Genomic DNA, 19309 nt, shown 5'->3' on the forward strand with positions numbered 1-19309 from the left:
AAGACACTAATTTAAGAATAACATTAACATTGCTACTATAATTATTAATACTTTCGCATCGATTATAGTACCTTATAATAGGTACTTTATTAAATTAAATACTTAATGAAACAATTTCTTCAAAGAAAAGACATACAGATTTCAAGCAAACGATACTTTATCGATGCTATGGGGGCTATGGCCTACGGGTTATTCGCTACTCTACTAGTAGGAACTATTCTAAAGACGATAGGAGAAGAATTTGGTATTTCGTTTTTAAAGGAGGTCGTTTGGCCATTTGCGAATCAGGCGACAGGCCCTGTAATCGCATTAGCCGTTGCCTATAGTTTAAGAGCACCGCAGCTAGTGTTATTCTCATCTGCAGTGGTAGGTGTAGCAGCGTATCAATTAGGTGGCCCATTAGGTGTGTTTATTGCGACTATTATTGCTGTAGAAATCGGGAAAGCTGTAGCAGGCGAAACAAGGATAGATATAGTGATAACTCCAATAGTCACAGTTTTAGTAGGAGTAGCTTTAGCACAATGGATTGGACCTAGTGTTAATCAGTTGATGCAATGGATTGGGCAGGTTATTATATTTTCTACAGAGGCTAATCCTCTAATCATGGGTATGGTTATCGCTGTGGTAGTGGGTATGGTTCTAACCTTACCAATCTCTTCAGCTGCTTTATGCTTGATGTTACAACTAGATGGATTGGCAGCAGGAGCGGCGACCATCGGATGCTGTGCTCAAATGATAGGTTTTGCGACCATCAGTTATAAAGATAATGGGCTAAAGGGAGTACTAGCACAGGGTATCGGTACTAGTATGTTACAAGTACCTAATATTTATAAGAATTGGAAGATATGGATCCCACCAACCTTAGCCTCTGCTATTTTAGGTCCAATAGCTATTTTGTTCTTTGATATGCAAAATACGGCATTAGAATCAGGTATGGGGAGCTGTGGGTTAGTCGGTCAGATAGGAACCTTTAATGCGATGAAAGAGGCCTACTCTACTTCCTATATTATATTGGCTATACTAGGTTTACAGATTATATTACCTATGATTTTGTCATACCTAATCTACTATATCATGAAAAAGAAACAGTTGATCAAAGATGGTGATATGAAAATATTTTAATTTAAGACTAATGTACTATATACAAGGATACCTCTACTCTATTTCGTGTAGGAAAGTGAATATATAAAGAAGCTGCTTCAATAGATCTATTGAAGCAGCTTCTTTCGTATAAATATCATATTATCTCAAGTCTCAATATAAATTAATCTATATCTAGACTACCTTATACTCTTAATTTAATCGTTCATTTTGTTCTTTTGAAATTACATTCTTTATTCTCTTATTACCTAATGTATATCTCATACTTATAAAATAGCTCTTAAAATATTCTTGCTTTTTATTAAAGCTATAGGCAGAGTTACTAAACCTCATATTAGTATCTGGCTTCAATAAATCATACGCTCCAATACTTACGTAAAAATCATTAAACGATCTTCCTAAATCAAGGTTAAGAGAGTGTTGAGCATTCACTTTACCGAATATATCCTCAAAGCCATTGTCATAACCGTAAGTTAAGGTTAAAACAGTGTTCTTTTTCTTGTCAAAAAACAGGTTGTTTTTGATGTTGAAATAAAAGTTTGTATTGTCGATTTTTACTGGAATATTATTATACTCTCCTCTAACTTTATACATTTCCAAAGACATACTAAACGAAAAACTCCAATGGTTCTTAAAGAGATTCTTATTAAAATAGAAATTACCTCCATAACCGTCTCCGTTTCCAAAATTATCTATCGTATTCACAATTACATTATCAATTACAGCATCAAAATTATTAAATAGATTATGGGTCTTCGCATAACCTAATTCTAAGTTATAATCATCAAAAAAGGTATAAGTCAAGCCTACAAATGATTTTTTAGTATTTTTAAGGTAAGGGTTATTCACCCTAATTGAATTCGGTGAGTTTATATATATAAACGGATTAAGATTGCTATAAGGGGTACGAGTTATAGAACTAGCAAAATTTAGAGTCAATTGGTGTTCATCATTTATTCCATACAAAAGGGCTAAAGATGGAAACAAGTTTGAGTTACTAATTTTCACAGTTTCAGAGTCTGATTTTAAAGTACCTTTTGCTGATAAATATTCGTAGCGCAAACCAATAAGTACTCCAAAAGATTCTGAAAACAACTTACGGTAATTCGCAAATAAAGCAAAATAGTCTTCTTTATATTTAAACACATTAGTTTGTCTATCATCAGATACATATTCAACACCATTGTAATTTCCAAAAAAATTATCACTGTTAATATTACTCTTAGAATAATTAATCCCCGTAGTCAGTTTACTACTGTCTTTGAAGTTTTTCTCATAGTCTGTCTTAAACTCTATTAACTCAGTAGTATTGTCAGGATTTTGTAGAAACCTCTTTTCTTTGCCGTTCGCGTAAGAGAACGTATTAAACATATCTCTATTATTCCTAGAGTTATAATAATTAAAATCTGAGCTTATATTACTATCTAAAGTATCTAATACAATCTTATGATTTAAATTATAATACACTACGTGGTAATTACTTATTTTATCTTTATTTTTTGCAATATTCAAGGAATCTAATTGATTGTTTGTTACATTGTAATAAGAACTAACAATATCTCTATTGGTTTCATTGTTACTAAACCTAGAGCTTAAACTCATACCTATAGTCTGATTTTTGCTAAGAGTGTAATCAATATTTACATAAGGAGTATAATTTGTTCCTTTTGTAATAGCATTACTTTCTATTTGAGTTTCGTCATTACTTTTAAAGTCAATATAAGAATCATATCTATATGCTTTATTTTTAGAATTTTCCAATTTGACTCCAGAAGTGACCGCCCATTTATTTTTAGAGAAAGCTAAGTAAGCTGAACCGTCTTGTGTATTATAAAATGATTGTGTAGACTTAGCATTTAAAACTACTTTAAAAGGCTGTTCCTTTGTTTTGTTTACAATCACATTGATGATACCATTATCACCTGCCCTGTAACTACTCCCAGGATTCTCTATCACTTCGATTTTCTTTATATCTACTGCAGGGATAGACTGTAACATACTCAACGCAACATCATTTCCTCCTACATTTCGACCATTAATCAGAATCGATACGCTCTTGCTATTTTTAATCTTAACTGATTTACCATCTGGAGCAACATTTACAATAGGAACAGTATTTAGAAACTCTAGTGTTGATTTATTTTTAGCTAATATTGAATTAGAAATATTAGTCACTTCATATTTATCGAAGTTCTTTTTCATTTTAAGCTTCGACTCTATCATTATTTCTTTCAATTCAGTTCCGTAGTCGATTCTAATCACCCCTAAATCAACATTCTCTTTTAAGTTGATCTCTTTTTCAAAGAGTTCATTACCTAAATAGGCTATTTTAAATAGGTATTCCCCTTGTTTTTCTTCTATTTGAAAGAATCCATTCTCATCAGAAATATCGGATTTTAATAGCTTCCCCTCTTTAGTTAATAATACTGTTGCAAATTCAATAGAATTACTGTCTGTAGTAAGAACTTGTCCTTTTATTTTAGTTTGTGAAAACAAAAACAAAGGAGATAAAAAAAAGACTAAGATATATTTTATCATTTAACAATATATTTATTTAAATACCTAACTTATTTTGAGAGAATTTCGAGACATGAATAGATGATATGAATTGAAATATTTATTCGACTTTCTCTTTCTAACAACAAACATAATATGTTAAATTAAATTATCAAAACAAAATGCAAACAACACCCGACTTAGTTTGAATAATAAACAATAATTACCAATAATAAAATAAATATTGTTAAATAATTTTATAAAAACAAAATAGAATCACAACTAAATAATTTCAAAACATTATATCAATTCTTAATTTATGAACTATATACTATTTTGGGATAAGATAGAATTAAAATATTCAAATAAGACCGTAAAAACATCAAATTCAATATATTAAAATAAATTATTGTAAGCTCTAAAATATTCCCATCACCAAAAATTCTTATCCTTTTCTATATACAGGAATAGCTGTTACTGAAAGAAGTAAAAGAGTAAGCCCAATAACGATCAATACTAATCATTAACTCGTTTAATAAAATACCTTTCAAAAAGTCTCCTTTTATGCTTTTTTTGTATATTCGACGAATGCAAAAGAATTGTCAAAAAGATTTTTCACCACTATACTCTAAGGATAATGTACTACTTACTTGGATCTTCAATATTTCTGGAGGTGCGCTGCTAGTGAGCTTATTTGTCTTTCTGGCTTTGTTACCCTTATTGGTATCAACACAAATTAAGACATTAGTCATTATAGGTCTATTCTACTACCCTATATGGGCTATAGTATTGTACCGCTTTTATCGTTATATAAAAAGTAAAATGGCTCTAGCCATAAGAAATATCAAAGTAGATGATCAAGGTATCCACTTTTCTAAAAAAGATGGAAGTACGGCTGAAGTTCTTTATCATCAATTAGGGCATTCTTACCGTTCAGAGTACTATGATGTATACTTAGTACCTGTAAATAAGACATGGAGATTAGCTGTAGGAATAGATGGCGTTCAAACTGAAGTTGTATTTGACGGTGCAGATGTTGGGAGCGTATATCAAATCAAAAATGCAAGAGCGTTAAGAGCAAAATTCATAGAAGGTATTGTTCGCTTTAGACCTGATTTAAGAATAGACCCGTCTGTATTTAAAGAGTTTAGTATTCATCCTCAATACTTTACCTTCGATGGAAAAAGATATATGAAGCATATAGGACAAGGAGTACTTATCATAAGCGGCATCCTAATAGTCAGTGTATTACTTGGGCTACTTATTATTAAATTGTCTTAGTTATTCAAAATAAAATAGGTAAAAACTCTAAGTACACGACAAAAAACTAAAGCAATTGATATTTAAAGGGTTGTATTCATTTTTAGAAAGTAATAATCTTGATAAGTAGTCAAGTCCAAGTTTAAATACACTAATAAGCCTATTGCCATGATTCTTGATTTTGATAGGTTTTATAGTGTCAATATAGTCCCCAATCTTATAGCACCACACAAAAGCGATCATCACTAACATGAGTAGTTTTTCAATTCTATCTATTTTTTTCAAGTGTGTATCTTCTATATTAAAGCCACTAGACTTGAAGGCTTTAAATAGTGTTTCTATCTGCCATCTTATTTTGTAAGTATCTAAAGCTTTCTCTGGTTTATTAAAACCTATGATTATACAGAAGTCTATTTTACCATCTGTTATCACTTTAGTTCCAGAGATATAACATAGCTGATTATGAATTCTAACAATCTTGTGATACTGTCTTGTTTGACCAGGTTTTAAGTTATTAAATAGATGAGAAGCTGTTATTTCTTTCTGTTTACTATACAAGTAAACCTTGAAGTTATTTCTAATACGAATGTAATATTTAATTTGCTTATCATTTAGATAGCTAATCCAATCCTCTCCAACAAATTCTCTATCTGCTAATACACAATTAATACAATCTTTACCAAACCAATCAATAAAAGTATTAATGAGTTCTTTTCGCTCATTTGTATTTGAATTACCTCGTTTATCTAACATTTTAAACAGTATTGGAAAACACATATTCTTATAACTAATACCTAGCATTAAGATGTTTATGTCTTGTTTACCAAACTTCCAATTGGTGCGATCCATTACAAGAACATAGGATTCCTGGGTAGGAATAAGCCCAAAGATAAGTCTTGAAATCCATTCCAATTTTAAATCAACTGAGGATATAAAGCGCTGAATACGTCTATAGTTACTACTAGTTTCAGCACAGTTGTCAAATCCAGTTGATACTTTAGAAAAATTCACAGACTTTACTTTGCATAGAGAGACGATAAACAAACAAATAAGTCGGATCCTAGCTAACCCTAATTTACCTTTAAAATTGGCTTTTATAGTTGTTAGAAGTTCTGTATTTTTGTACTCTAGGCTGTTGTTCGTTTTTAAAGACATTCTGTAGGAGGAAAACTTTAATATACTGAATATCAGCCTTTTTTGCAAATCACTCCTCCCTTTATTTCTCTTAAAATCAACTAATTAATACTTTTGTCGTGTACTAAGGTAAAAACTACAAATCTAATCTTAGAAAGACCGAGCTTTAGCGGATGTACCCAATGAAGAAAATAGTTTAGTTTATACCATATCAATTAATAACAAAGCCTAATTACGAGAAATGCGTAATTAGGCTTTGTTGTTTTACTCTACTTTTTTATACCATAGAGTAATATTCGCTTAAATGCATATAAAGCTGGCAACTGTTGAAATGTAGCAGCTATCTTTTCTTTAAATGCTTTGATAAATAAGACTTTCTCTTCTTCATCTAATCTCTCTAGGTACGGAATCAAGGCTGAACCAGCAATAAATTCATATAAAGTATCGTGATCCTCTGCTATAATAGGATAAACACGTTGAGAAATATGAAGTTCACTTAATCCTCCATCAAACATAATCTGTGCATATTGATCTAGAGTTAAAACAGGAGGTCTTCTGTTCCATCCTTTTAATTGCGCTTTATAGGGCTGTTGATCTGCTAAATCATAGAGCAATTTATTTAGTATGTTTTCAGCCTGACAAGGCATTTGTACAGCAAACTGTCCTCCTGCATTTACCTTAGAAATAAGATGAGGAAATAACTCTCCATGATTATCTGACCACTGTAAAGCAGCATTACTAAAAATCAAGTCCCAAGACTCATCAGCTGAGGTAAATTCCTCTATCGTCTGATGTTTAAATACTAGTCTATCTGACTCTACTGGATGGGCTTTCTCAAGCATTTCTAAAGAGGAGTCAATCCCTGTAAATATAGCATGTTTAAACTTCTCTACTAATAAAGCTGTCTGTTCTCCTGTACCACATCCTAAATCAACTGCTTTCATCGATTTAGTTTCTTGAATCATACTGCTCAAATCAAAAAATGGTAAAAAACGAACGTCTTTAAACTTGTTGTATACTGTTGGATTCCAAGGCATATTCTATGTTTTTAAATTGAATATAAAGTTATGAACTCTACACAAAAATAACGGTTACAATATGCTAAAAACAAGGAGGGCTTTTTGCGACATTTGTAAAAATAACAGCAATAAAATAAGTAATTAATACTAACATAGCCTAGGTGTTTCTTCATTATTCTAATCTTTCAAGATCAAAAGACATTATAAAGTACTTATACTATGCAATATCCTTTTGATAGTAATTCCATCCCCCATAAACACTTAGCTTTTATATTTTTTAAAGCTATAATAGATAAACACTGCGCTGATAAACATCAATAGCGACGCCAATAAAAATGGAGCTCCCGAAAACTCAAAAGGTGCATTCTCATGAGTAAAATAATAGAATAAGTTAGTCATAACAGGTGGACCTATTATAGAAGTAACACTCACTAAACTTGTTAAGGCTCCTTGTAATTCACCTTGTTGATCAGAAGGGATACTTTTACTAATTAAAGACTGAAGAGAAGGACCACAGATACCCCCTAAAGAATACGGTATTAAAAAGACTAACATCATCCATCCTTGATTTGCAAAAGCAAACAATAATAGCCCTAATGCATAAAATAAAAGTCCTAAATAGATACTTTTTTGCTCTCCTAATTTAGGCGCACTCCATCTTATCAATACTCCTTGTACCAACCCAATTAACAATCCTAATATCCCTAATGAGATACCCACTAGCCTTTCTGTCCAACTAAACTTATACATCGTAAAGAAATGCCAATTACTCTGAACTGCATGTAGTCCAATATAGACGAACACTAAAGCAAATACTAGATTGGAAATTTTAGGATGTTTAAATAAAAACTGAAAAGAACCTATCGGATTAGCACGTTTCCACTCAAATGACCTTCTCTTACTCTTATCTAGACTCTCAGGAAGCATAAAATACCCGTAAAGGAAATTCAGAAGACATAATACAGCGGCTACATAAAAAGGCACTCGCGCTCCATAATGTCCTAATAAACCTCCCAACACAGGTCCTATTATAAACCCTAGTCCAAAAGCAGCTCCTATTACCCCAAAGTTCTTTGTTCTGTTCTCATCAGTAGATATATCAGCAATATAAGCACTTGCTGTAGAAATACTAGCTCCAGTCAGTCCTGCTATGATACGTCCTATAAATAACCATCCTATAGAAGGTGCAAGAGCTAATAAAATATAATCTATCGAAAAGCCAAAAAGAGAAATAAGTAAAATAGGTCGTCTACCATACTTATCACTAAGATTACCTACTAAGGGTGAAAACACAAACTGTGTAAATGCATAGGCAAAACCAAGCCATCCACCATACTTAGCAGCTTCGCTAATATCACCTTGAATAAGCTCACCAATCAGTTTTGGAACGACAGGAAGTATAATACCCCATCCTGTTATATCTAGCAATAGGGTAATAAATATAAACCCTACTGCTGCTTTTTTATCTGTTTTTTTCATGTGGTAAAAGTAAACAGAGTGACAAAACAGGGTATTGACGATTTAAGAGGTTTTAAGTACTATTTCTAAGCCTTCTTGATGATTACTCTTCCTCTCGGTATAACTTAGGAGACATTCCTGTATTTCGCTTAAAGTATCTACAGAACACACTAGTGTCTGTGAACTCTAGCTCATTACTAATCTCTTTTATTGATAGACTTGATGATTTAAGTAGTGTTTTAGCGTGTAATATAAGTACATGATCAATCCATTGCAAAGTAGATCTTCCCGTATTTTGTTTAAGAAACGACGAGAGGTACTGCGTGCTTAAATGTAGTTTATCTGCATAAAACTGTACATTGCGTTGCTTGTGAGCATATTTAGATACCAAAGAGTAAAAGTTATCGATGATTTCGTGTGTTCGATTCTTCGTTTGGTTTTTAGTATTAGGCACATCTTGATACTTTTCGATAATCAAATTAATCAATACCATAACAAGATGTTTGAGCATTTCTATTTTATTAGAGCTTTGCTTCTTATTGTATACTTTCTCAATAAGCTTGATTAACTCCTGTTGTAAAAGAAGCTCTTCGGGATCTAATCTTATAATTGGCTGCCAACGAATCTGGTCATTCATTACAAATTCTCTTAATATGGGAAAAGTTGAAATAAAATCTAATGAAAGACCAATAGTTACTATTTCTGCATCTTCACTTAAAGACTTTGTTTCGATCATCACCTGCGGAGGAACAACTGCTATATCCCCTTCATTAACCTCATATTCAGAAAAGTGAATTTGAGTTTTCATTGCCCCTTTTAATACAACACCTAATAGTAGTCCTTCAAACAGACGGCTATGTTTCTTATAGTTTTGATTTGCCTTACTGTATTGATGAAAAACAACGATACCATCTATCTTCCTTGCCGCATCAAGATCATATAGACTATAAACATTATCAAGGGTTATAAATAAAGCCATATTCACACATATTTTTAAATCTTCAAAAAGAAGTACCTCCCTCCTTTTGATGACAAATATCTTTATCCTTCTCTATTTAATGTACCTATAGGATATCGTCACACTACAATATTACCTATTTCTATTTATAGATTTTGGTATTTTATTAAATTTTATAAATTAGGTTAAGTAATCTCAGCGGTTGTAAAGAATATAAAGTTGGAGTTCTTATAAACAATAAAAAGTTTAAGTTAAATCCTCTGTAAACTTACTTTAGTGCTAAATACTCTTTCACAATAGGGGTATCCGCTTCTGCCCAATCATAGTTTAATAAATCCTGAGCTTCTATCCACAAAACTTGAGCATGCTCTTTAACTTCAAACTCTTGTGAATCTGTATGACAAATAAAGGGAAATAATTCTAAAGAAAATGTATCGTAGTGATGAGTTACAGGTGTGAGCCTAGATTGTACTACAATATTTAGATTGAGCTCTTCTTTTATCTCTCTCACAATACACATTTCGTCTTGCTCCCCTTTCTCTACCTTTCCTCCTGGAAACTCCCATTTATAAGGCAATAACATATTTTGATTTCGCTGAGCTATCAAAACCTTCTGATTAGACTCAATTATGGCACAAGTAACCCTTAACATAATGATAAATTTTAACATTTATAAAAAACACAACGCAATACACGTTTTGTACAATCATATTGATTTAAACAAGATAAAAAGCTAGTATCTATTTAAAAATAAGACATTTATAGTCAAAACGATATCTTATAAAATTTCAAAAAGCTATTATACTGAGCTTCACCTGTATACTAAAGGTATACTTTATGTTAATACCGCATCTATAAGATTGTATATTTTATGAGATACACATACATTTGCACTGCTTTTAAAGATAAAAAAAGCTTTATTTTCTTTGTTCGAAACACAAGTTGGTAATAAAGATCTATCCTAAATTGAATATATATTGCCCCACAATTGAAAATAAATTAAATTGCTATGAGAAAAAAGCCTCAAAAGACGAATGTCTAATGAGGCTTTTTTTATTTTATCTCTTTAATTCTAACTCCTTAACCTCTCCTGTCAGCATATCTAAGGTATGATAAGTATATAATAATACCTTATTATCGAAGAGTGCATCTTGTATTCTACCTCTATATTGATATCCTTCTATAGTATTTACTAATTTTCCTGTATTTACTTCTAGAACAAACTCTGCTCCCCAATTATTGGTCTCAGTAGAGGATGCTTCTAACATTAGATATTGATTATCTTCTGACAATAACATACTTGATGAATTAATACGTACAGGTGATCCTAATAAAGTATTAAAATCAACAGACCAAATCACCTTATATGATAAATCAAGACAATAGACAATACTACTTTCTGTCAACGCAATTAAATGCTGACTATCATTAGTATACTCTACCTTACCTATCTTTTCTTTTAGACTAGTTTTTATCTTCTCTGTTTCGCCTGAGGCAAAGTCAAATAGATAAAGTGTATCCTTAAAAGTCTCTGAAGGAGCAATGAATTGATTCTTTTCTTTATTAAAACTCCCTTGATAAGTACGGATATTTTTAGGCATCTCTGCTATAATCTCTTTGGTAGCTAAATCTAAACAAAAAGGTTTTTTATTATGAGCAACAATCAGTACTTTATCTGAGTCTAAACTAAACTCTGCATCATATACAAAATAAGTATTCGTAAAAAACACTTGTTCTTGTGTATCCACACGTAGAATAGCAAAATCTGTTTTAAACGCTCTAGTCGTCTCTGATATCTTATTTATAGCAATGTACTTCCCATCTGGAGAAATAGCATTAATACGCCATTCTTTATAATCTGCAAAGCGAATAACTCGCTCTTCTAGAAAGTCATATAACATTAACCCTTCTTCGTTGCGGTCTTTTTGATATTCAAATAATCCTCTTTTTGCTATTCTATTTATTTTCATCTATACTTCTCTTATTACTTTGATTCCCTCAAAGCCTTATTGAGCCTGCAAGATAGAAAATTGAGTAACAAAATTTAGCCATTTATAAAGAAGATATTCACAGTGATATTACCAAGGCATTTTATCTGTTTTCACCTCGTTAGACAAATCAAAAGAAGCACTGAAATAACCTGTACTATCTACTCTCTTTAGATTATAGGTATATTTATTATCTTTAATCGTCACCCACCATACATTCCCTGCTATCGTACTCATCATATCTACTGTCTCTTGATCTGATGGAAAGAATTGCATATCAGCAAAGCCTGTATTAGTAGCAGTACCTCCATACATCGTGATATCATCTGGTGTTCCATCTTGATGTCTATGGTCGTGTTTTAACTTTACTAGTCCATTCTCTAGTGTAAATACCCAAGTACGAGATAAATCTTCCCCTACAAAGAATGAGATTTTCACTTCTTCCTCCTTACAAGAGATTACCTTCATCAATAACTCTTTATCTTTAAAATCAGCAGGTACATTAGGAGACACGATTTGACCTGCATAAGCCTTGCCACAGTGAGCAGCGAGAGACGCTAAGAATTTCTTAGGATTATCTATAGTCTTCTGTGCAAAAGAAGTAATAGTCATTAAACAAATGACAAGGGTAAATAAAACACGCTTCATAAATATAAAATTAATTAGTTGGCTTCAAACATAGACATTTTAAATTCAATTTACTATCAAGCATATAAAAAACAAGGCTACTTAGTATACTAAATAGCCTTGTTCTTGTTTGGATCAGACACGATTTATATTACGGTAATAAAATAAATAGCAATAGTGTCTAGATCTAAGCGATTATATATTCTTGAAAGATCTTCTTTGCTTTCTTTGCTCCTACTTCTTTCTTGTACTTGTCATGAGAAGAGATATACACCACAGGAGCACTCTTACACATCCCTTGGCATTTCATCTTACACACAGAGTAATCGTTAGAAAGCCCACTCTCTTCTAATAAAGCTTTAAAACAACTTTTAGTCTCTTCATTATATCTACAGCATTTTTTTCCGTCACAAACGAAGATAGTTCTCTCACCTTTCTTAACTTTACTCATAGTTTTAGAATTTGATACAAATATATTTATTTTTATCTATTCTAAATTAATCAAATGAAATTTAGCACACTTTTATGAAATTAAGATATTGGTTGATATTATTTGTTTGTTCTATTCTTACTTTTAATATTATTACACGTTTTCCTGATGCTATTGAAGCCTTTTATACAAATGGTTTTTATTTCTATTTATGTAAAGTTTTCAATACGATTACGAGTCTATTCCCTTTTTCTGTAGGAGATGTATTGTATATGATTATAGGGTTATTTCTTATCTATAAGTTTTACCAAGTTTTTAAGACACAGAATGGATGGAAGAAAATCACAATGACTTGTACGGCATTAACTTTTAAATGTGTTGTGATCTTCTATATTCTATTTAATATCGGCTGGGGATTAAACAACTTTAGGCCAACTCTAGAAAGCCAATTAGGAATAGAACGTGGCTATGATCAAGAGAAGTTATTAAATCTAACAACCAAATTAATACAAAGAGCTAATCTATTACAACTAGTTATTACAAATGACAGTACGATAGCTGTAAAGTTAAAACAAGACATCAATACAATATTAGTTGATTCAAAAAAAGGAATTGAACAAATAACCTTCTTGCATCAAATAGATAATACCAACTCATTAGCAATCAAAGAGTCTTTATTTAGCCTTCCTTTGACTTATATGGGGTTCTCTGGATATATCAATCCTTTTACACTAGAAGCGCAGGTAAACAATAAAATACCTACCCTTACCATGATTGTCACAGCATCTCATGAAATGTCTCATCAGTTAGGGTTTGCAAAAGAAAGTGACGCTAACTTTATAGGCTTTATGGCGGCATATAATCAAAAAGATACTGCTTATCAATATGCAGCTATTATCTATGCCCTTAGATACTGTGTGTCCAATATCAATGACAAAGAATCTGTAGAAGTTAAAGCTTTATTTGAAACAATACATCCTGGAGTGAAAGATAACCTAAACGAGAATATTATATTCTGGAGTGACTATAAGAATATCACAGATTCTTTCTTCAAGGTATTTTACAATGGTTTCTTAAAACTTAATAATCAAAAAGAAGGCCTACAATCTTATAATAAGTTTGTAGACCTTCTGATAAATTATGATTTAAAAAATCCTATTCTATAAGATTTTATTCTCTTTCATCCACTTTGTTTTTGAATGGACGAATGATTAAACGAGCTTGTCTGTCAAACATCATATAGTTATACATCCAGTTCCAGAATACAACTAATTTGTTTCTAAATCCGATTAGAGACATCAAGTGAACAAACATCCATACAAACCACGCAAAGAAACCGCTAAACTGGAACTTAGGTAAGTCCACTACTGCTTTATTACGTCCGATAGTTGCCATAGATCCTTTATCATTATAAACGAATGATTTTAAAGGTTGTCCATCTCTTAATCTAATCAAGTTATTCGCTAATAATTCTCCTTGCTGTATAGCAGGCTGGGCCATCATAGGGTGTCCCATAGGAGTTTTATCTGTCATCATAGTAGCGACATCACCAATAGCAAAGATATCTGTAAAGCCTTCTACTTGATTGTATTCGTTTACTTTGATTCTATTTCCTCTTTGAATAACAGTTGCATCAAAACCATCTACAGTAGCTCCCATTACTCCTGCTGTCCAAATCACAGTTTCTGCTGTGAACTCTTTACCTGATTTTGTATATACTTTTTTATCTTTATAATCTGTTACTATTTCACCTAAGTATACTTTCACACCTAGGTTCTCTAAGAACTCTTGAGCTTTAGTAGATGATTTCTCACTCATTGCATCAAGAACCTTATTAGCTCCTTGAATTACGTTGATCTCCATCTTATTAAAGTCTAAGTCTGGGTAATCCTTAGGCAATACATGCTTCTTCATTTCTGCTAAAGCACCAGCAAGTTCAACTCCAGTAGGTCCTGCACCAACGATCACAAAGTTCATTAATGCCTTTTGTTCTTGATCATCTGTAGTCTGTAAAGCTTCTTCAAAGTTCTCTAATACTAAACTACGGATATCTAATGACTCAGGGATAGTCTTCATGGCCATACTATTCTTAGTAATATTTTCATTACCAAAGAAATTAGTTTTAGATCCTGTAGCAATTACAACATAATCATAAAAAATCGTACCAATATCAGCAACTACCTTTTTATTTTCTGTATCTATACGTTGTACATTAGCTAATCTGAAATATATCTCTTCGTAATTTTGTACAACTTTACGAATAGGATATGCAATAGATCCTGACTCCAATCCTCCCGTTGCTACTTGATACAACAGTGGTTGAAACGTATGATAATTATGCTTATCTAAAAGCACAACTTGAAAATTTTTGTTCTTTAGTTTTTTAGCAAGTGCTAAACCCCCAAAACCTCCACCAATAATAACAACACGTGGGCGTTTTGAAGTAGGAATATTCATCATAATCACTCGATTTTTACAATGCAAATTTACAATAATTAATTCGCATTGATAAAAATTTCAGTTTTCTAAAATCCCCCTAATCCACGTTATATTTTAAGACAATAGGAAATTTAAAGCCCTATTTTTATTGATTTGACAATATGAGTTACTCTAATTATAGAACTTTTACTTCTAATGCTAAAAAACTAATAATTACATTATTTTAATAATTTTCATAAGTTTTTGACAAAGACTTGAACTTTATAATTTTACCTAGTATACACTTATAAAAAAAGGCAAGCTGCTATTCACAACTTGCCTTTTCTCTATTTAATAATCAATGATTATTTAAAGTTATTTCTAATATTTCGTATTAAAGGTTCTAATCCATTTAATTTTAATTCATAGATTAAACCTAATTGTTCTCCTAGTTTACCCTTTGGGAAGCCTTTATTATGATACCAAACGATATAGTGCTCTGGTAAATCAATCAAGTATCTTCCCTCATATTTACCATAAGGCATTTTAGTATGAGCGAGTTCTACTAAGTATTTTTCATTATCTATCATTAGTTAAGCACCTTTACATTTAAGTCTGTATCATACTGTAGTAAGTATACTCCACTATTTCTAAGTGTTCCTTCTGGATTACGGCTATAGCTAAATCTGTTCTCTATTTCTTGAGATTTCTTATTAGTAGTCTGCATAAATCCATCTTTTTGGAACATTCTAAAAATCACATCTAATGTCACGTCAAATCCTCTTGTTGCAAAGCGGTTAGGATAGACATTATATCTATTTTTATATTCTTGACCAAATAATGATTCAGATCGAGACTCTTGAGAATCTCTTGTCACTGAAGGGAAAGTATATTTTAAATCAACCAAGGTCTCTATTCTAATCTCACTGTAATCAAATACATCTGACTTGTCAAAAGAAGCAATCTGAATATCATAATCCTTTGTTCTATTCTTTAACTTATCAGTGAATAACAATGCTGATGCTATACTATTAGAATCTAGTACAAAGACATTTTTCTTGTCTTTTACTAACGTTTTATCTATCTCTCCGATTTGACTAGTACTAATCATTTTTATCTCCGGAAAGTACTGATTCATAAACTGCTTTGTTGATTGTTTCTTATCATCTACAATCACGGTAATCTTAGCACCTGATTTCTTAAAGTACTCTAATAACTGATTCTTAAGTACATTGCTATAAGGCATAGTCTGTACAAGTCTATTAGACGCAGTAGCTTTCTCATTTGACAATGGAGATACTAATATTACTTTGTCATTAGGCAATGCTTTTACAGCAGCATCTACATTACTCTGATAAAATGGCCCAATAATAACATCTGTATTACTAAAGTCTTTAGAGTTAAATAAACTCTTCACACCACTACTATTCTTGCTTTCACTAGAATCATAGACATTTACTGTTAAAGGTAGATTAAGACTCTCTGCATACTCCACAGCCATCTTAGCTCCTGAATAGAAATCCAAAGTCATATTCAAGAATCCATCAGAACTCAACTTAGCATCTACATTATCTCCTAACTTATCAATATTAAAAGGCAACAATAACGCTAACTCCTTATGATCTAATCGACTAATAGAATTACTCAAATCAACATAACCTCCTGTTGTATCAGGTGTTAAGTATCCTTCATTTTCTTCTTTAGGTATATTTTCTTCTACAACAATATCTAGACCTTCTTTATAAGGTAATATTAACTCCATACCACTCTTTAATCCTTGTTGAAGATCTGGGTTAAGTTTAATAATCTCCTTAATAGGCACATCATATTTACGGCTAATACTATACAGCGTTTGTTGTGGCTCTACTACTAAGCGAACAAACTTTGTCTCAGCAGTTTTAGGAGTTTCTGGAGTTACCTCTACCACTTTAGCCTTTGCTTGAAAGCCATAAGCTGGTACTTTTATCGTTTGCCCACTTTTAAGACCATCTTTTAGCTCTGGATTCAGTTCTAGTAGTCTCTGTACAGAAGTATTGTACGTTACAGCTAGACTATAAAGTGTTGCTTTAGGTTCTACATCTATATTTCTATAATAGATATTATTAATATCTTTAATAGTATCTGCTGTAGACGATGGCAATGTAGCTGGTATCTTCTTTGGTTTTTCTTGCTCATACTTAGTCACATCCATAGAAGATGATTTCTTAGCATTGGGAGCAACAATAATTTCACTATCAGCTAGTAAACCTGTTTCTTTTAAAGAAGGATTCCATGCGTGTAGATCATTGATAGACACATTATATTTTTTGCTAATACTATACATTGTTTCCTTAGGTTGCACAGTATGCGTTCCTTTAGAAGCAGAAGTATTCTTTGTCTTCTCATCGTTTTTTAATAGAGGATTAGATCCTTTATTTTTTTCTTTAGTTATAAAATCCTTTGTAGGAATTAATAAAAAACTATTCTCATTAATCCCATTCTTTGCATCAGGATTATACTTTAGTATTTCACTTACAGGTATATCATAATCTCTAGAGATCTTACTTACAGTATCCCCTTTATTCACTCTATACTGAATAAATGAGCCCGACTGAGCTAGAACAGACGATGTAAAAACAAATGCCGTTAAGGCTATAAATATCTTCTTTTTCATTAGCAATACAATTTATAAAAAACGATAAGTCGCTATAACAAAGTTACAGCGACTTATTGAATTATTTAAATTATTCCCACTCAATTGTTGCAGGCGGTTTTGAACTAATATCGTAAACCACTCTGTTTACACCTTTTACGCGGTTAATTATTTTATTAGAAATCTCCATTAAGAACTCATAAGGTAAGTGTACCCAGTCTGCAGTCATACCATCTGTAGAAGCAACTGCTCTTAGTGCAACCACTTTTTCGTAAGTACGCTCATCCCCCATTACACCAACACTGTTTACTGGTAGAAGGATTGCTCCTGCTTGCCATACTGAGTTATAAAGACCATGTTCTCTAAGTCCTTCTATAAAGATAGCATCTACTTCTTGTAATAATCTTACTTTTTCTTGAGTGATATCTCCTAAGATTCTAATAGCAAGACCTGGTCCTGGGAAAGGGTGTCTTCCTAATAACTCAGGATCTATTCCTAAAGAAGCTCCTACTCTACGTACCTCATCTTTAAATAACATACGTAAAGGCTCTACTACTTTTAATTTCATAAAGTCAGGTAATCCTCCTACGTTATGGTGTGATTTAATAGTAGCTGATGGCCCTTTTACAGAGATAGACTCGATTACGTCAGGATATATAGTACCTTGACCTAAAAAAGTAGCATCTTCGATTAATTTAGATTCATCATCAAATACATCGATAAAAGACTTACCGATAGCTTTACGTTTTTGCTCTGGATCTTCTAAACCTGCAAGAGCTTCCATAAAACGATCTGTAGCATCTACTCCTTTTACGTTTAGTCCCATTCCATTGTATTGGTTTAATACATTTTGGAACTCGTTTTTACGTAATAATCCATTATTTACAAAGATACAGTGTAAGTTCTCTCCAATTGCTTTGTGTAATAACACAGCAGCTACCGTAGAATCTACTCCTCCAGATAAAGCTAAAACAACTTTCTCTGATCCGATCTTATTTCTTAAATCTGTTATTGTCTCTTCAACAAAAGCATTTGGAGTAAAATCTTGACTAACACCAGCGATATCAACTAAGAAGTTTTTCAACAGTTGTGCTCCATCTGTAGAATGGTAAACCTCTGGGTGAAATTGAATAGCATAAGTTTGTTCTCCTTCTACTTTATAAGCAGCATTCTTTACGTCTTTAGTACTAGCTAACAATACTCCATTAGTAGGTAATTGTTTAATAGTATCACTGTGACTCATCCAAACTTGACTATTATGAGGAATATCCTTAAAGAAATCATCCTCTGCTATAAAGTCTAAATTTGCTCTACCATACTCACGTGTATCAGATGGTGCTACTTCTCCTCCAAAGAAATGAGCTAAGTACTGAGCACCGTAGCATACTGCTAATAGAGGCATTTTTCCTTTGATATTCGACAAATCTGGGTGTAACGCTTCTTCTGAGCGAACTGAATAAGGACTACCTGATAAAATAACAGCTTTATATTCTGTCAAATCCTTAGGCATATCATTATAAGGTAAGATTTCGCAGAATATATTTAACTCGCGAACCCTTCTCGCAATCAACTGTGTGTATTGCGATCCAAAATCTAAAATAAGTACATTGTGTTGCATGCGCAAAAATAGTTATAATCTACGTATCTCAAAAAAGTTTTTAGAATTTCTTTCTACTTCTTATTTATGACCACTCCCGAACGCAGTAACCGCTACAAAACAAACAACTTAAGAATAAAAAACATCATTTAGATAAGAATAAAAACAAGTTTTTTAGGTTACTACATCCT

16 protein-coding genes are annotated in these 19309 nt (G+C 32.0%); 3 read left to right on the plus strand and 13 right to left on the minus strand.

All coding sequences use genetic code 11. The annotated features are described in order from the left end of the window. Nucleotides 1–105 precede the first annotated feature (105 nt). Complete coding sequence (locus tag MPR_RS09550; RefSeq protein ID WP_041892000.1) at nt 106–1122, plus strand: PTS sugar transporter subunit IIC; 1017 nt, start codon at nt 106–108, stop codon at nt 1120–1122. Between the two features lie 171 nt (nt 1123–1293). Here MPR_RS09550 and MPR_RS09555 read toward each other — a convergent pair whose 3' ends face one another. Beyond that, nucleotides 1294–3639: a TonB-dependent receptor gene (locus MPR_RS09555; protein ID WP_235280423.1), complete on the minus strand. Its 2346-nt coding sequence runs from the start codon at nt 3637–3639 to the stop codon at nt 1294–1296. A 546-nt stretch (nt 3640–4185) separates the two neighbouring features. Here MPR_RS09555 and MPR_RS09560 point away from each other — a divergent pair. After that, nucleotides 4186–4878, plus strand: coding sequence for a hypothetical protein (locus MPR_RS09560; RefSeq protein ID WP_235280424.1), 693 nt, complete (start codon nt 4186–4188; stop codon nt 4876–4878). Nucleotides 4879–4905: 27 nt separating this feature from the next. On the opposite strand, the gene MPR_RS09565 is transcribed toward MPR_RS09560, so the two are convergent. From MPR_RS09565 to MPR_RS09600, 8 genes are all read right to left on the minus strand, one after another. Beyond that, entirely contained in the window at nt 4906–6012 is a 1107-nt protein-coding gene (locus MPR_RS09565) for an IS4 family transposase (protein WP_041892005.1), read from the minus strand. 248 nt (nt 6013–6260) lie between these two features. Next, nucleotides 6261–7028, minus strand: coding sequence for a methyltransferase domain-containing protein (locus MPR_RS09570; protein ID WP_041892007.1), 768 nt, complete (start codon nt 7026–7028; stop codon nt 6261–6263). 243 nt (nt 7029–7271) lie between these two features. Then, nucleotides 7272–8489, minus strand: coding sequence for a TCR/Tet family MFS transporter (locus MPR_RS09575; protein ID WP_041892009.1), 1218 nt, complete (start codon nt 8487–8489; stop codon nt 7272–7274). 82 nt (nt 8490–8571) lie between these two features. Further along, nucleotides 8572–9447, minus strand: coding sequence for a helix-turn-helix domain-containing protein (locus MPR_RS09580; RefSeq protein WP_041892011.1), 876 nt, complete (start codon nt 9445–9447; stop codon nt 8572–8574). A gap of 247 nt (nt 9448–9694) precedes the next feature. Then, entirely contained in the window at nt 9695–10078 is a 384-nt protein-coding gene (locus MPR_RS09585) for a (deoxy)nucleoside triphosphate pyrophosphohydrolase (RefSeq protein ID WP_041892013.1), read from the minus strand. A gap of 406 nt (nt 10079–10484) precedes the next feature. Further along, on the minus strand, nt 10485–11396 hold the full coding sequence (locus MPR_RS09590) for a WD40 repeat domain-containing protein (RefSeq protein ID WP_041892016.1): 912 nt from the start codon (nt 11394–11396) through the stop codon (nt 10485–10487). A 108-nt stretch (nt 11397–11504) separates the two neighbouring features. Continuing rightward, entirely contained in the window at nt 11505–12062 is a 558-nt protein-coding gene (locus MPR_RS09595; protein WP_041892018.1) for a hypothetical protein, read from the minus strand. A gap of 166 nt (nt 12063–12228) precedes the next feature. Further along, nucleotides 12229–12492 (minus strand): (2Fe-2S) ferredoxin domain-containing protein, encoded by a 264-nt coding sequence (locus MPR_RS09600; protein ID WP_041892020.1) that lies wholly within the window; start codon nt 12490–12492, stop codon nt 12229–12231. Nucleotides 12493–12566: 74 nt separating this feature from the next. Here MPR_RS09600 and MPR_RS09605 point away from each other — a divergent pair, with 74 nt between their 5' ends. Then, the gene (locus MPR_RS09605) at nt 12567–13637 is read left to right on the plus strand and encodes a DUF3810 domain-containing protein (protein ID WP_041892022.1); all 1071 of its coding nucleotides are present in this window, start codon (nt 12567–12569) and stop codon (nt 13635–13637) included. 4 nt (nt 13638–13641) lie between these two features. Here the strand turns inward: MPR_RS09605 and MPR_RS09610 are convergent, their stop codons facing one another. The 4 genes from MPR_RS09610 to guaA form a co-directional block, all read right to left on the minus strand. Next, the gene (locus tag MPR_RS09610; protein WP_041892025.1) at nt 13642–14931 is read right to left on the minus strand and encodes an NAD(P)/FAD-dependent oxidoreductase; all 1290 of its coding nucleotides are present in this window, start codon (nt 14929–14931) and stop codon (nt 13642–13644) included. 323 nt (nt 14932–15254) lie between these two features. Next, entirely contained in the window at nt 15255–15479 is a 225-nt protein-coding gene (locus MPR_RS09615; protein WP_006259000.1) for a DUF3820 family protein, read from the minus strand. Then, nucleotides 15479–17542 (minus strand): LysM peptidoglycan-binding domain-containing protein, encoded by a 2064-nt coding sequence (locus tag MPR_RS09620; RefSeq protein WP_041892027.1) that lies wholly within the window; start codon nt 17540–17542, stop codon nt 15479–15481. Before MPR_RS09620 ends, MPR_RS09615 begins: the two co-directional genes overlap by 1 nt. Before the next feature lie 70 nt (nt 17543–17612). Further along, a complete protein-coding gene (gene guaA / locus MPR_RS09625; protein ID WP_041892029.1) occupies nt 17613–19139 on the minus strand; it encodes a glutamine-hydrolyzing GMP synthase in 1527 nt (508 codons plus the stop codon). Between the last annotated feature and the right edge of the window lie 170 nt (nt 19140–19309).

It is taken from the genome of Myroides profundi (assembly GCF_000833025.1).
Taxonomy (GTDB): Bacteria; Bacteroidota; Bacteroidia; order Flavobacteriales; family Flavobacteriaceae; genus Flavobacterium; species Flavobacterium profundi_A.

Excerpts from the sequence above, each read along its gene's own strand:
- MPR_RS09550 (WP_041892000.1), top strand. The coding sequence starts at position 106 with ATGAAACAATTTCTTCAAAGAAAAGACATACAGATTTCAAGCAAACGA.
- MPR_RS09555 (WP_235280423.1), bottom strand. The coding sequence starts at position 3,639 with ATGATAAAATATATCTTAGTCTTTTTTTTATCTCCTTTGTTTTTGTTT.
- MPR_RS09560 (WP_235280424.1), top strand. The coding sequence starts at position 4,186 with ATGCAAAAGAATTGTCAAAAAGATTTTTCACCACTATACTCTAAGGAT.
- MPR_RS09565 (WP_041892005.1), bottom strand. The coding sequence starts at position 6,012 with ATGTCTTTAAAAACGAACAACAGCCTAGAGTACAAAAATACAGAACTT.
- MPR_RS09570 (WP_041892007.1), bottom strand. The coding sequence starts at position 7,028 with ATGCCTTGGAATCCAACAGTATACAACAAGTTTAAAGACGTTCGTTTT.
- MPR_RS09575 (WP_041892009.1), bottom strand. The coding sequence starts at position 8,489 with ATGAAAAAAACAGATAAAAAAGCAGCAGTAGGGTTTATATTTATTACC.
- MPR_RS09580 (WP_041892011.1), bottom strand. The coding sequence starts at position 9,447 with ATGGCTTTATTTATAACCCTTGATAATGTTTATAGTCTATATGATCTT.
- MPR_RS09585 (WP_041892013.1), bottom strand. The coding sequence starts at position 10,078 with ATGTTAAGGGTTACTTGTGCCATAATTGAGTCTAATCAGAAGGTTTTG.
- MPR_RS09590 (WP_041892016.1), bottom strand. The coding sequence starts at position 11,396 with ATGAAAATAAATAGAATAGCAAAAAGAGGATTATTTGAATATCAAAAA.
- MPR_RS09595 (WP_041892018.1), bottom strand. The coding sequence starts at position 12,062 with ATGAAGCGTGTTTTATTTACCCTTGTCATTTGTTTAATGACTATTACT.
- MPR_RS09600 (WP_041892020.1), bottom strand. The coding sequence starts at position 12,492 with ATGAGTAAAGTTAAGAAAGGTGAGAGAACTATCTTCGTTTGTGACGGA.
- MPR_RS09605 (WP_041892022.1), top strand. The coding sequence starts at position 12,567 with ATGAAATTAAGATATTGGTTGATATTATTTGTTTGTTCTATTCTTACT.
- MPR_RS09610 (WP_041892025.1), bottom strand. The coding sequence starts at position 14,931 with ATGATGAATATTCCTACTTCAAAACGCCCACGTGTTGTTATTATTGGT.
- MPR_RS09615 (WP_006259000.1), bottom strand. The coding sequence starts at position 15,479 with ATGATAGATAATGAAAAATACTTAGTAGAACTCGCTCATACTAAAATG.
- MPR_RS09620 (WP_041892027.1), bottom strand. The coding sequence starts at position 17,542 with ATGAAAAAGAAGATATTTATAGCCTTAACGGCATTTGTTTTTACATCG.
- guaA (WP_041892029.1), bottom strand. The coding sequence starts at position 19,139 with ATGCAACACAATGTACTTATTTTAGATTTTGGATCGCAATACACACAG.